Annotated in this window: 13 protein-coding genes; 11 read left to right on the forward strand and 2 right to left on the reverse strand. The window is 72.4% G+C overall.

Features of this window, described 5'->3' with window-relative positions:
• Nucleotides 1-80 precede the first annotated feature (80 nt).
• The 9 genes from ABD369_RS19140 (at nucleotide 81) to ABD369_RS19180 (ending at nucleotide 8,740) form a co-directional block, all read left to right on the forward strand.
• Nucleotides 81-1,343, forward strand: coding sequence for a glycosyltransferase (locus ABD369_RS19140; RefSeq protein WP_344637653.1), 1,263 nt, complete (start codon nucleotides 81-83; stop codon nucleotides 1,341-1,343).
• A gap of 115 nt (nucleotides 1,344-1,458) precedes the next feature.
• Complete coding sequence (locus ABD369_RS19145) at nucleotides 1,459-2,724, forward strand: wax ester/triacylglycerol synthase domain-containing protein (RefSeq protein ID WP_344637654.1); 1,266 nt, start codon at nucleotides 1,459-1,461, stop codon at nucleotides 2,722-2,724.
• Nucleotides 2,725-3,217: 493 nt separating this feature from the next.
• The gene (locus ABD369_RS19150; RefSeq protein WP_344637655.1) at nucleotides 3,218-3,427 is read left to right on the forward strand and encodes a hypothetical protein; all 210 of its coding nucleotides are present in this window, start codon (nucleotides 3,218-3,220) and stop codon (nucleotides 3,425-3,427) included.
• 44 nt (nucleotides 3,428-3,471) lie between these two features.
• Nucleotides 3,472-4,119, forward strand: coding sequence for a restriction endonuclease (locus tag ABD369_RS19155; protein WP_344637656.1), 648 nt, complete (start codon nucleotides 3,472-3,474; stop codon nucleotides 4,117-4,119).
• A gap of 213 nt (nucleotides 4,120-4,332) precedes the next feature.
• Nucleotides 4,333-4,458 (forward strand): hypothetical protein, encoded by a 126-nt coding sequence (locus tag ABD369_RS19160; protein ID WP_344637657.1) that lies wholly within the window; start codon nucleotides 4,333-4,335, stop codon nucleotides 4,456-4,458.
• Between the two features lie 154 nt (nucleotides 4,459-4,612).
• Complete coding sequence (locus tag ABD369_RS19165; protein WP_344637658.1) at nucleotides 4,613-5,248, forward strand: TetR/AcrR family transcriptional regulator; 636 nt, start codon at nucleotides 4,613-4,615, stop codon at nucleotides 5,246-5,248.
• Nucleotides 5,249-5,306: 58 nt separating this feature from the next.
• Nucleotides 5,307-5,972, forward strand: a complete 666-nt coding sequence (locus tag ABD369_RS19170; RefSeq protein ID WP_344637659.1) for a VC0807 family protein — start codon at nucleotides 5,307-5,309, stop codon at nucleotides 5,970-5,972.
• Between the two features lie 40 nt (nucleotides 5,973-6,012).
• Nucleotides 6,013-7,452: an FAD-dependent monooxygenase gene (locus tag ABD369_RS19175; protein WP_344637660.1), complete on the forward strand. Its 1,440-nt coding sequence runs from the start codon at nucleotides 6,013-6,015 to the stop codon at nucleotides 7,450-7,452.
• A gap of 283 nt (nucleotides 7,453-7,735) precedes the next feature.
• Nucleotides 7,736-8,740, forward strand: coding sequence for a glycoside hydrolase family 113 protein (locus ABD369_RS19180; RefSeq protein WP_344637661.1), 1,005 nt, complete (start codon nucleotides 7,736-7,738; stop codon nucleotides 8,738-8,740).
• 372 nt (nucleotides 8,741-9,112) lie between these two features.
• Here ABD369_RS19180 and ABD369_RS19185 read toward each other — a convergent pair whose 3' ends face one another.
• Together ABD369_RS19185 and ABD369_RS19190 are read right to left on the reverse strand one after the other, a co-directional pair.
• Nucleotides 9,113-10,327, reverse strand: coding sequence for a cytochrome P450 (locus tag ABD369_RS19185; protein WP_344637662.1), 1,215 nt, complete (start codon nucleotides 10,325-10,327; stop codon nucleotides 9,113-9,115).
• A 205-nt stretch (nucleotides 10,328-10,532) separates the two neighbouring features.
• On the reverse strand, nucleotides 10,533-10,736 hold the full coding sequence (locus tag ABD369_RS19190) for a ferredoxin (protein WP_344637663.1): 204 nt from the start codon (nucleotides 10,734-10,736) through the stop codon (nucleotides 10,533-10,535).
• 427 nt (nucleotides 10,737-11,163) lie between these two features.
• Between ABD369_RS19190 and ABD369_RS19195 the strand changes: the two genes are divergently transcribed.
• Nucleotides 11,164-11,601 carry an OsmC family protein gene (locus ABD369_RS19195; RefSeq protein WP_344637664.1) on the forward strand — a complete coding sequence of 146 codons (438 nt, stop codon included), beginning with the start codon at nucleotides 11,164-11,166 and terminating at the stop codon, nucleotides 11,599-11,601.
• Between the two features lie 75 nt (nucleotides 11,602-11,676).
• Nucleotides 11,677-12,303, forward strand: a complete 627-nt coding sequence (locus tag ABD369_RS19200) for a DUF3592 domain-containing protein (protein ID WP_344637665.1) — start codon at nucleotides 11,677-11,679, stop codon at nucleotides 12,301-12,303.
• The last annotated feature ends 91 nt before the right edge of the window (nucleotides 12,304-12,394 follow it).

Genomic DNA, 12,394 nt, shown 5'->3' on the forward strand with positions numbered 1-12,394 from the left:
GCTCGTTGGCAGGTGACGGTGCGTCGGTCGGTGGCCGTCGCGTCCGGCACTGCGGATCGTCAGCGGGAGGCCTCACGGGCATGCGTATCCAGCTCATCACGGTGGGCACGATGGGCTCGGTCGCGCCCTACACCGGTCTCGGCCACCGGCTCGCGGCCGAGGGCCATGACGTGGAGATCGTCACCCACGCCAAGTACACCGGTACGGTGGCGTGTTGCGGCCTGCGGATGCGCCCGCTGGCGGCGGACCCGTTCGAGGCGCTGCTCGGTGCGCACGGCCGCTTGCAGGGCGCGGCAGGATCATCGCGCGCCGTCCGGAGACTCCACGCGCTGCGCTCGCTCCGGCGGGCCACCGAACTGGCCACCCTCGGACTGGTGGACGGCATCGTCGACACCCTGGACCACGGGGCCGACCTGATCCTGCTCTCCACCCTCGCCGCACCGATCGGCCTTCCGCTCGCCGAGTACCACCGCATTCCCAGCATGGGCGTCTTCCTCCAACCCGAGGTGCCCACCCGGGAGTTCTCCCCGTGCGCCACGGCCTGGCGGGCCCCGGGACCGGCCAACCTGCTGCGCGGCCGGGCGGCCAACGCGCTGGTCGACGGCCTCTACGGCGCGGCCCGGCGCCGCCTGTTCACCCGGCTCGGAGCGCCCCACCGCAGCGGCCGGCAGCTGCGCCGGGAGCGCGAGCGGACCAGGTGGCCGATCTGGCACGGGTACAGCCCCTCGATCGTCCCCCGGCCGGCGGACTGGCGGCCGGGGCTGCACGTAGCCGGGTACTGGTGGCCGCACGAGTGCCCTGACTGGCAACCACCACAGCTGGTGGCCGATTTCCTCGCAGCCGGGCCGCCCCCGGTGCTGATCGGGTTCGGCAGCATGATGCCCGGCGAGCCGGAACGGCTCGGCGAGACCGCCGCCCGGGCACTGCGCCAGGCCGGGCTGCGCGGGATCGTCCAGTCCGGCTGGGCCGGGCTGTCCGTGGTCGACGACGACGTGATCACCGTCGGGGCCCTCCCGCACGGCTGGCTGATGCCGCGCACCGCCGCCGTGGTCCACCACGCGGGGGCCGGGACGACGGCCGCGTCCCTGCGCGCGGGCGTGCCGACCGTCCCCGTTCCGGTGATGACCGACCAGCCCTGGTGGGCGGCGAGACTGGTCCGCCTGGGCGTCAGCCCGGAAGTCCTGCCCTGCGCCGGACTCACCGCGGGCCGTCTGGCCCAGGCCCTGACCCGGGCGACCGATGACACCGGATTCGCCCGGCGCGCGGGTGCTCTCGCCACCCGGCTGGCGGAGGAGGACGGGGCCGGGGCCCTGGCCCGCGCCATCGCCGACCTCGGCGGCTGAGCCCGCCGCCCGAGCACGGGCCGGACCGCGCCGGGACCGCACGCGCCGGTCATTGCAGGGCCCGCCACCGCCGTGCGGTCCCGACCACCGGCCCCACAACGACCGAGGACACCCCGTGACCCCACCCGCGCCCCCGCTCCCAGCCGCTTCCCGGACGGCGGCCGGCACCCCGATGCCGTCGCAGGACGCCTGGTTCCACCGGCAGCAGAGCAGCGGCACCGCCTGCATGACGGTCGCCGTCCTCGGCTGGTTCGACGGCCCGCCGCCCACCCTCGCCGCCTTGCGCGAACTGGCGGGCGTACGCCTGCGGCCGTACCGGCGCCTGTGCCTGCGCGCCGCCCGGACCTCCCTGGCCGACTGGCCACTGTGGCTTCCCGAGCCGGAGTTCGACCCTTCCTTCCACATCCGCGCGGAACCCCCGGCGACCAGCCCTGAGGAGCTGGCCGCCGACCCGCTCGACCCCGACCGGCCCCCGTGGCGGCTGCACCTGTTGCCCGGGCCCACCGGCGACGGCTTCGCCCTGCTGCTCCGCGCCCACCACGCGCTGCTGGACGGATGCTCCCTGACCACGGTCCTCCGCGCCGTGCTCGACGGTCCGACCGTGCGACTGCCCGAGCCTCCCGCCAGGCCGCGGACCCCGGCCGGACGAGGACGCGAACTCGCCTGGTCCGTGGCCGACCTGCTGCCGAGGGCCCGCCCACTGCCGTTCCACGGCCCGGTCGGCCCCCGGCGGGCACTGGCCTTCAGCCGGATCCCGAGAGCCGAACTCGACGCCGCCCGAGCCGCGTTGTCGCCGCTCCGGGCCTCCGGTAACGCGGTGTTCCTGGCCGCGACCGCAGGCGCCCTGCGGAGTCTGGGTCTCACTGGCCGCCTGCCGCTGCTCCCGGGTGTCTGCGCGCTGGTCCCGGTCGACGTGCGCACCGCCGACCAGGCCTCGCTGCTGGGCAACCACTACGCAACCGTCCGGGTACCGCTCCCGGCCCGGCGCCACCCGGAGCGGAGGCTGGCCGTCGCGCACAGCCGGAGCAGGCGCGAGGTGCTCAAGCAAAAGGCCGGCGCCCAAGCCGAGTTGGTAAACGGCCGGCCGCTCCGCCGCACCTCGCTCGATGACCTCCTGGGCCGCTACGTCGACTCGCCCCGCTACTTCTCCGTCCTGTGCTCCAGCATCGCGACCCACGGGGGGCACCTCACCCTCGGCCCCGCGACCTTCACCGCACTCTCGCTCATCCCCCCGCTGGGACCCGGCCATCCGCTGGCGGTGACCATGGTCCACCACGACACGACCACCGTGGTGACCGCCATCGCCGACCTCCGCCACCGCCAGCTGGCAGAACCACTGGCCGACTTGATCCACGAGGAGATCCGCGTGCTCGCCCGCTGACCCGGCACCGCCGGACACCCGGCAATACCACTCGTGAGTGCGGGCGGTCCACCAGCCGTCCCGCGACCCTGGACTCCACGTGGCACCTGCCCGCACGACGCCGACCACCGGTACTCGAGTCGTGCCCGATCCGGGAGTGCGGCCGCGCCCGCAGCTCTTCGCGCGGAAGCCCCGCGCGCCCGATGAGCAGGCGTACGCCGATGCGAACGCGCCATCTACGGCGATGAGCGATCCACCGGTCGCGGAAGGCCAGCTACGGGCTCCGCCCTTGAGGCATGCCTTTACCGCTCCTGGACGGAGGCCCGTCCGTGCTGGTCGGGCGGGCGGCCGGAGGCAGACAGTGCTCGAGGCACGGACGTCCGGCAGATGGCCGATAAACACCGCGGACACTGCCGGTTGTTGATGGCCGATCAGGAATTGTCGGAGCACGCTGCTACACCAATCTCCGGGACGGACCGCGCCGAGCGGTCCGCCAAGCAGGGAGGGGAGACCCATGGCACGTGAAGGGTTCCACTACGTCCGCGGTCACTACCGGCGCAACCCGAGGCCGCGCGTCAAGAAGACCAGTGGCTGGCTGGTGGCCGCGCTGCTCGTCGGAGGGCTGTGGCTGTGGGGCCACAGCGGTGACTCCGGTGCTGCGAACACCGGCAGTACCACCCCGGGCAGCACGGCGTCGGCCTCCGCTCCGGCGGCGGGCCGCTGATGCGCCGCCGGCCGTCACGGGCGCGACGGCGCATGCCGCTGCGGATGCCGCGCACACCCGCGGAGCGGGTCGCCGCCGGTGTCATCGTGCTCGTGGTCGCCTCCTGGGTCGCCGACGGCCTCCAGTGGCTGACCTCCGACGGGCTTCCCGTGCTCGTCGCCGCAGCGGTGCTCGTGGCGGCGGGTCTCGGTGCGCGGTGGTGGCTGCGGCGGGTCGAGCAGGCCGCCCGGCGGGAGCGGCTGGCCATGCTGCGACTGAGCCTCGACCAGCTCGACGCCATGGGCGACCGGCAGTTCGAGTTCGCGCTCAGGGATCTGATGATCCGCGACGGCATCCGGGCCAGGCAGGTCGGCCGGCAGGGCGACCAGGCCGCCGACGTGATCGGTGAGGATCCGCGGCGCGGCCGGATCGTCGTCCAGGCCAAGCACACCCGGGTCGGCGGCAAGGTGGGCTCCCAGGTGATGTACCAGGTCAAGGGAACCGCCGGCCCGGTGCACCGCGCGGACATCTCGGTGGTCGTCACCAACGGCTCGTTCACCCGGGATGCCAAGACCTGGGGTGACCGGCACCAGGTCCACTGGGTCGACCGGGACCGGTTGCGGATCTGGGCCGAGCACGGGATCGCGCTGCACGACCTGCTGCGCCTGCCGGCCCGCCCGGCACGGCGCACGCTCGGCGGTACGACCGGGTGAGCCGGTCCGCCGTGCGGGTGCGACGCGTCGGCCGGCGGATCCGTGAGGCTGGACGGTGCGATCGTCCAGTCCGGTACGCGTCATCCGGGGAGCACTGCCACCCGGCTCACAGCGGGTAGGGGGCAGTCCGGCGGCACAGGGTCGGGTGATCACGACATGCGCGGGGCGGCCCGGAACCGGCCTGCAGCGGAGGGAAGTTCAGGAGCCAGAGGAGTGCGCGAGGAGAGTGGCAACGCGGCGGCTTCCGAGCGCTTCCTCACCGCCTTCAAGGCCAGGGACGAGCAGGCGCTCCGCGTACTGGTGGCCGAGGACATCGCCTGGTCGAGCGCTCGCCGTTGAACTCGCGCAGCTCCGTCTTGAGGGCCGCTCACCTCCCGGGTGGGCGGCCCTCGGCGTGCCCGGGAGGGCCGGGAGGGTGGGTCTCGACGGGCCCCGGGGAGCGGGCGCGGTCAATCTCTTGCTCAGCCGAGCAAGAGGCTCTATGGTTTTGCTCATGCGAGCAAAGAACAGTTCGAGCGAGCAAAGGGCGAGCGGCAGGACGTTCACCGAGTCGGCGCGGCGGGCGCAGATCGTGCAGGCCGCCATCGAGGTGATCGCGGAGGCCGGATACGCCAAGACCTCGTTCGCGAAGATCGCCAAGCAGGCGGGCCTGAGCAGCACGGGGATGATCTCGTACCACTTCAAGGGCAAGGATGACCTGATGCACGAGGTCATCGCCGAGGTGATGCGGGTGGCCCAGGCGTACCTGGTGCCCCGGATCGAGGCGGCCGAGGGCTACCGGGGCCGCCTGCGGGCCTTCATCGAGTCGAACGTCGAGCTGCTGACGGTCTATCCGAAGTACCTGCCCGCGCTCATCGAGGTGCTCACCAACCTCAAGGGTGACGACCCGCACCGGATCGGCTACGCGGGTGCGCTGAAAGCGATGATGGACGTCCAGGAGCAGCGCATGCGAGAGGCCCAGGCGGCCGGCGAGTTCAGGGACTTCGACGCCCAGGTGATGGTCACGGCGATGCGCGGCGCCATCGACGGCGTGATCACGCGTTCGGTGCACGATCCGGACCTCGACATCACGGCCTGCGGACGCGAGTTGGCGGACATCTTCGACCGGGCCACCCGCCGCACGCCGTAGCAGTCGGCAGCAACAGCGGCAAGCAGTTCAACACAGAGACGGATCACAGGGGGAGACCATGAGCGAGACTTCGACACCGACCGCCGAACCCGCGCAGAAGCAGAAGACCGCCCGCGCACGCCGGCATCTGATCCGATCGCTCGTCTTCGAGCTCGGCATTCCGGTCGGCGGCTACTACCTGCTGCACGGCCTGGGCCTGGGCCAGTGGGCCGCGCTCACGATCAGCAGCCTGCTGGTACTGCCCTGGCTGCTCTACGGGATGATCAGGAACCGCCGGGTCGAGCTGATGCCGGTGTTCGCACTGGTGCTCATGACCGTCGGCGCGCTGATGTCGCTGGTCACCGGGAGCCCCAGGACCTTGCTGATCAGGGACAGCTGGCTGATCGGCGTGCTGGGAGTGTGGGTGCTCGGCACGCTGCCGACCCGGCGGCCGTTCATGCTCACCGCCTCCCGTTCGGTCGTCGCGGCGAAGATCGGCGAGGACGGTGCGCAGGAGTGGCTGCGCAACTGGGACCGCGATCCCGCGTTCCGGCGGCACATCCGGCTGCTCACCGCCTTCTGGGGCTGCGGCTTCACCGTGGACGCCGGCGTCCGGGTGGTGCTCGCCTGCACGCTCCCGGTCGACTCGGTGCCGCTGGTGAGCACGCTGCAGTGGCTGGTGGTGCTCGGCGGCATGCTGGGCTACCACAACTGGTACGTCACCCGGCACGGGCTCAAGGTCTGACGGACCACCACGGGAAGCCAGACGACACCAAGGAGCGAACATGGATGCCGACGTTCTCGTGGCCGGAGCCGGCCCCACCGGTCTGCTGCTCGCCAACGAGCTGCAACTGGCCGGAGCCCGGGTCCTGGTGCTGGAGCGGATGCCGCAACGTACCGGTCAGTCCAAGGCGTTGAACCTCCAGCCGCGCACCGCCGAGATGCTCCAGCTGCGCGGCTGGCTGGACGCGGTGCTCGGCCGGGCGATGGCGACCCTCCCGGCCGGACACTTCGCCGGACTGCCGCTGGACTACACGGTGTTCGACACCCCCTTCCCCTACCAGGTCGGCATCCCGCAGGCCCGGGTGGAGGAGTTCCTGGAGGACCGGCTGACCGGGCACGGCGTCCCGGTGCTGCGCGGACACGAGCTGCTGGACCTCGCCCAGGACGACCAGGGCGTGACGGCCACGGTGGCTGGTCCGGACGGACGGCGGACCCTGCGGGCCCGCTACCTGGTCGGCGCGGACGGCGGGCACAGTACGGTCCGCAAGCGGCTGGGGGCCGCCTTCCCCGGCCGGGACGGCCGCGTCTCGGCGGTCGTCGCCGATGCGGTGCTCGAGGGTGAAGCCGGCACCGAGTGGCGGCTGCCGGAGCTGGAGCCGGACGAGAACGGCGTCTGCTTCCTGCTCCCGCTGGGCGACGGCCTGTACCGGCTGGTCCTCGGCGGCCCGGCGCAGCAGGGAGCCGAACGGACCGCCCCCGTCACCGAGGAGGAGATCCGCGCCGGGCTCCGGCTGCACCACGGCGACACCGTCCGGCTGCGCGAGCTTCGCTGGGCCTCCCGGTTCACCGACGCCTCCCGGCAGGTCGAACGCTACCGCCACGGCCGGGTGCTGCTGGCGGGCGACGCCGCCCACATCCACAACCCGTCGGGTGGCCAGGGGCTCAACCTCGGAATGCAGGACGCGTTCAACCTCGGCTGGAAACTGGCCGCCGACCTGGCCGGCTGGGCGTCGCCGGGACTGCTGGACACCTACCACGACGAACGCCACCCGGTGGGCGCGATGGTGCTGGAGAACACCAGGGCCCAGGGCGTGCTCGGCGTGCCCGACCCGGATGTGCGGGTGCTGCGCGGTGTCTTCGCCGAGCTGCTCGCCACACCGGAGGCCAACCGGCGGATCGCCGGGATGATCTCCGGCCTGGACATCCGGTACCCAATCGCGGGGGAGCCCGAGCATCCGCTGCTGGGCGGGCGGCTGCCGAGGATCGAACTCCGAAGCGGACGCGGTCTGTTGCTGTGGTCCGCCGGGCGTGCCGACCTTGCGGGGGCGGTGGCGCCGTGGGCCGACCGGGTCGACTGCGCGGTCGGTGCCGCGACACGCGACGGGGCGGATCTGAGCGTCCTGGTCCGGCCGGACGGCTACGTCTGCTGGGTCGCCGAGGGTGCCGCTGGGCAGCCGAAGGACGCGCTGCACCGGTGGTTCGGCGAGCCCGCGCGGGCGTAGCCGGGGTCGGGGCCCACGACGGACCGGGCCGGTAGACGGCTTCTGGCCGGTGGAATCGTCGTTCGGTCAACCGTCCGCGATGACAGTTGTCATGCCGATCCGGGCATGCGGGTCACTGACGGAGGATCGGCTCTCCGAGGGAGGCTGGACGCAGAGCAGGTGGCGGCGAAGCGTCCAGCGGTGGAGGCCGGACCGTGATCAGCGCCAGTACCCCGTCGACCGACCCGTCGGTGGTCAGGAAACCCGATCACCGACGGGCCGCGGCAGAACAGGAGCAACCACCATGCGCGGCAAGGGAATCAACTACGACACCGGTTTCAGCCCGGTCGGCGGCAGCTCGCGGCCGGACTTCTCCGTCGAGACGGTCAGGGCGGAGATGCGGGTCATCGCCGAGGAGCTGAACTGCACGGCGGTCCGGATCACCGGTGGCGAACCCGAGCGGCTGAGTGTGGCCGCCGAGTGCGCGGCCGAGCAGGGTCTTGAGGTCTGGTTCGCCCCGTTTCCTTGCAACATGACGACCGAGCAGATGATCCCGTGGTTCGAGGACTGCGCCCGCCGAGCGGAGACGGTCCGGATGACCGGTGCCGAGGTGGTCCTGGTCCTCGGCTGCGAACTCTCGCTGTTCGCCCGGGGGTTCATCCCCGGTGACACCTTCCCCGACCGGCTGGCCAACATCGGCGCCCCCGATCCGGCGCTCTTCGCGCCGTACGGTGACATACCCGGGCGGCTCAACGCCTTCCTGGCCGAATCCGCCGCCGCCGTCCGGCCGCACTTCGGCGGCCGGCTGAGCTACGCCTCCGGCCCGTGGGAGAAGATCGACTGGACCCCGTTCGACCTGGTCGGGATCGACGCCTACCGCGACGCGCAGAACGCCGCCGGCTACCGCGACTACTTGCGGGCCCAGTTCGCGCACGGCAAGCCGGTGGTGGCCACCGAGTTCGGCTGCTGCCCGTACCAGGGCGCCGCGGACCGGGGCGGCATGGGCTGGGCGATCGTCGACAACGACGCCGAACCGCCCCGGGTGGTCGGCGAGTTCGTCCGCGACGAGCAGGAGCAGGTGCGCTACCTGCGGGAGCTGCTGGCGGTCCTGGAGGAGGAGGGCCTGGACAGCGCCTTCTGGTTCACCTTCGCCAACTACCACGCGCCGCACAGCTTTGATCCGGAGTACGACCTCGACCTGGGCTCGTACGGGGTGGTCGCCGTGCTGGGCGAGGGAGGCCGCCCGGGGCTTGGCTGGCGGCCCAAGGCGGTGTTCGACGCCCTGGCCGAGGCCTACCGGTCCCGGTAGCCGACGACTCCTCGAAGCGGCGGTCGGTGAAGGACCGGGCAGCGGCGAAGGCCGGGTGGTGCGGGGGAGGCCGCGTCCCCGGCGGCCAACCGGCGGCCAACCGGCGGGCACACGGCTGCCCGGCAGCCGCCCGGCGGCGGAAGGCCGCGAGCCCAGCCGGACCACCGCTGCATCACGCGCCCGACTCAGGACGGCGAGCGATAGCTGCAGCCGCACCGGCCCGGGGGAGCCACGCGATCGGCCACCACGGTTGTGTGGACGGTCGCGCGGCGGCCCCGCACCCCGGCCGGTGCGATGCGTTGGCGGCGGATCGAGGCCCGCCGTGGTGCGCCGGCCGCACCGCTGCCCGAGTCCCCGGGCAGCGGCACGGTTTCACCAGGTGACGGGCAGCTCGTGGACCCCGTACACCGCCATGTCGGTCCGGTACCGGATCTCCTCGAAGGGCACGGCGAGCCGCAGACCGGGCAGGCGGTCCAGCAGTGTCTGCAGGGCGATCTGGAGTTCGGCGCGGGCCAGCGGCTGGCCCAGGCACTGGTGGATGCCGAAGCCGAAGGCGAGGTGGTGGCGGGCGTCCCGGGCCACGTCCAGCCGTTCGGCCCCGGTGAACACCGCCTCGTCCCGGTTGGCGGTGGAGACCATGCACAGCACTCCGTCGCCGGCCCTGATCAGCGTGCCGTCGATCTCCACGTCCTCCAGCGCGACCCGGGGGACGCCGAGGTGGACGATCGTCAGATAGCGCAGCAGTTCCTCGACCGCGCCCTTGATCAGCGAGGGGTCGGAGCGCAACCGCTCGGCCTGCTGGGGGTTGCGCAGCAGGGCCAGCGTGCCGAGCGCGGTCATGTTGGCGGTGGTCTCGTGGCCCGCGATGAGCAGCAGTACGCCCAGCGCGGCGGCCTCCTCCAGGGTGACATCGTCCCTGACGACCAGGCGGCCGAGCAGGCTGTCGTCGGGTTCCCGCTGCTTGCGCCCGGCCAACTCGGCCAGATAGGAGTTCAGTTGCTGCTGTGCCACCTCGACCTCGGCCGCCGTCGCGCTGAGGCTGAGCAGCGCCTGGCTCTGCTCCTGGAAGAACTCGTGGTCCCGGTAGGGGACGCCGAGCAGCAGGCAGATCACCAGCGAGGGCACCGGCAGGGCGTACTCGCGGACCAGGTCGGCCGGCCCGCCGTGGGCGACCATGCGGTCGAGCGCCTGGTCCACGATCTGCTGGATCTGCGGTCGCATCGCCTCCACCCGCTTGATGATGAAGTCTCCGGTCAGCAGTCGGCGCTGGCGGGCGTGCGCCGGGTCGTCCATGCGGAGGAAGGTGGGAGTGGTGCGGAGCACCAGCTCGCGGCGGCCGGGCAGGAGGAAGGGGAAGCCGGGGAGACGGGCGTCGGCGCTGAAGCGGCGGTCGCCGAGCGCGAATCTGGCCTGCCGATGGCCGGTCAGCAGCCAGCACGGGCTGCCGTCCCAGAGGCTGACCCGGCTGATCGGACCGGCGGTGCGGTGGACCTGCTCGTAGGTGGGCGGGGGAGCGAAGGGGCAGGTGCCCCGGTCGGCGGGGACGGCCGGCGGGCTGTCGGTCGTACCGTTGACGGCGCTGGTCATGCGACTCCTTCCACGTGCGGGCTTCCCGTTGCTGGGGGAGCGGGTGCCCGGCTGTCGGTGTGTCAGGAAGACGGGGGGATGACGTCCGGCAGTGCTGTGACGTTACTGCTGCGGTGCCCGACGTCTCGGGTGCCTCGAGGGCGGTCCTCGCGTGGCGTGGTCGCGGTGCGGCAGGACGAGAGGCTTCCGTGGCCTCGGCGGCCGTTCAGTCGCCGCTCTCGTGCACGGTGATCACATTGGCGGGGCAGAGGGTGGCCGCCAGCCGGACGTCGGCCTGCTCCGAGGGAGCGGGGCGGTCCGTGAGGAGCTGGACGAGTCCGTCGTCCTCGCTCTGGTCGAACACCGCGGGGGCGGTCAGTACGCACTGCCCCGCGCCGCAGCAGCGGTCGCGATCTACGGTCACCTGCATCTCGGGCACCTCGAGTGGAAGGGATTAAACGGTTGCCTTAGGCAACTGATTGTAATCTAGCTCACACCCGTGTCGCATACGAATAGCCGTCGGCGATTCTCCGGCGATTGGCTGGAAATCGCCCGTTGAATGCCCTGAGTGTCGGTGCCGGTCGGTCTGGCGGTGGGAAGGGATGGGGGTGGCGGCCCAGGTGGCGGCTGGCGCGGGTGGCGGCCTGGGGGCGGTGTGTGGTGAGTTGACGGAGAATCTGGAAAGCTCGGTGGTGCCCGGACGAGTCTTGTGGTCTCATACAACTAGTTGAATGACGAACCTTGCGCCTTCCTGGGCCCGTGGCCGAGGCCAACTGCCCAATAGCCGGCGGAAGTTGTTCGGAGCGGCCGGCCGCAGGCGGCGAGGCCGGATTGACGACACCTTGGAGCGGCCCGAGATGGACCTGGTGAGCGCCAGCGACGCCGATACCTTCACCCGCAGCGCCGCAGTGGTCGCCACCGGCACCGCCACCGACTACCGGGTCGAGATCCGGGCCGGCAAACACCCGGTGGCCGCCGACGAGCCGGAGTCCTCGGGCGGCCAGGACACCGCCCCGACACCGATCGGCCTGCTGCTGTCCGCCGTCGGCTCGTGCACCGCGATCACCCTGCGGATGTACGCCCAGCGCAAGGGCTGGCCGCTGGACCAGGTCCGGGTCCACATCGCGTACGAGAAGGGCGAGCACGGCGACCGCCTCACCCGGCGGATCGACCTCACCGGCGACCTCGACGAGGCCCAGCGCGCACGGCTGCTGGACATCGCCGAGCGCACACCCGTCACCCGCGCCGTGCGCGACGGACTGCCCATCGTCCCCGCCGGGGGCGCCCGCCACTGACGACGGACCGGCACCGGACCCGCCGACCGGGGGGCGGCATGGGGGCGACAGACGACAGACCAGGGGGAAGCTGTGATGTCGAACGGCCAGAACACGACCCGTCGCGCGTACATCGGCTACGGCAGGGGGAGGGTCCGACCGGCCTTCGCCGGCCACCCGGCCGCCGCGGCCCCTGCGGTCTTCGCGGCCGCGGCTGCCGAACCGGCTTGTGAGTGGCCCGAGTTCATACTGGAGGGAGCCAGCCGCACCGGGGTGCGCAGGCGAGCCCTGCGGACCCTGGTGAACCTCGTCGGCGCCGTCGCCTTCATGGTCACCGGACTCGTCTTCGACTGCACCCAGGTCCACCTGTGGGTGAACTTCGCCGACGCCGAGGAGGTCCCCGCGGTCGTCACCGACGCCGAGTACGTCAGGACCGGTACCAGGGAGAGCCCCGCCGTGATCCGGGTGGCCATCGACACCGACGACGGCCCGGTCGAGGCGACGGCCGACGACCCGGCCGGGGGGCCGAACGGCCTGACCGCCGGTGACCGCGTACGGGTCCTCTTCGACCCGGCCAGGCCCGGCCACGCGGCCTTCCCGGGCCAACTCGACTGGAACGCGGTCACCTTCCCCGGCGGGGGGTTCACCATGATCGGCCTCGCACTGGCCGGACAGGAGGCCTTCCTCGCCGCCCGGCGGCTCAGGCACCGCCGCATCTGCTGATCGGACCGGACCGGACTGGCCAGGCTCGGCCGTTGGGCCCGGCCCGACTCGGTGCGCACAGCAGATGCGTGGCGCGACGGGTTCGCAGGAC

It is taken from the genome of Kitasatospora cystarginea (genome assembly GCF_039533515.1).
Classification (GTDB): domain Bacteria; phylum Actinomycetota; class Actinomycetes; order Streptomycetales; family Streptomycetaceae; genus Kitasatospora; species Kitasatospora cystarginea.

What these genes read in the sequence shown, in the direction of transcription:
- ABD369_RS19190 (WP_344637663.1), bottom strand. Translation starts at nt 10,736, where the DNA reads ATGCAGGTGACCGTAGATCGCGACCGCTGCTGCGGCGCGGGGCAGTGC.
- ABD369_RS19165 (WP_344637658.1), top strand. Translation starts at nt 4,613, where the DNA reads ATGCGAGCAAAGAACAGTTCGAGCGAGCAAAGGGCGAGCGGCAGGACG.
- ABD369_RS19180 (WP_344637661.1), top strand. Translation starts at nt 7,736, where the DNA reads ATGCGCGGCAAGGGAATCAACTACGACACCGGTTTCAGCCCGGTCGGC.
- ABD369_RS19155 (WP_344637656.1), top strand. Translation starts at nt 3,472, where the DNA reads ATGCCGCGCACACCCGCGGAGCGGGTCGCCGCCGGTGTCATCGTGCTC.
- ABD369_RS19195 (WP_344637664.1), top strand. Translation starts at nt 11,164, where the DNA reads ATGGACCTGGTGAGCGCCAGCGACGCCGATACCTTCACCCGCAGCGCC.
- ABD369_RS19200 (WP_344637665.1), top strand. Translation starts at nt 11,677, where the DNA reads ATGTCGAACGGCCAGAACACGACCCGTCGCGCGTACATCGGCTACGGC.
- ABD369_RS19150 (WP_344637655.1), top strand. Translation starts at nt 3,218, where the DNA reads ATGGCACGTGAAGGGTTCCACTACGTCCGCGGTCACTACCGGCGCAAC.
- ABD369_RS19185 (WP_344637662.1), bottom strand. Translation starts at nt 10,327, where the DNA reads ATGACCAGCGCCGTCAACGGTACGACCGACAGCCCGCCGGCCGTCCCC.
- ABD369_RS19170 (WP_344637659.1), top strand. Translation starts at nt 5,307, where the DNA reads ATGAGCGAGACTTCGACACCGACCGCCGAACCCGCGCAGAAGCAGAAG.
- ABD369_RS19175 (WP_344637660.1), top strand. Translation starts at nt 6,013, where the DNA reads ATGGATGCCGACGTTCTCGTGGCCGGAGCCGGCCCCACCGGTCTGCTG.
- ABD369_RS19140 (WP_344637653.1), top strand. Translation starts at nt 81, where the DNA reads ATGCGTATCCAGCTCATCACGGTGGGCACGATGGGCTCGGTCGCGCCC.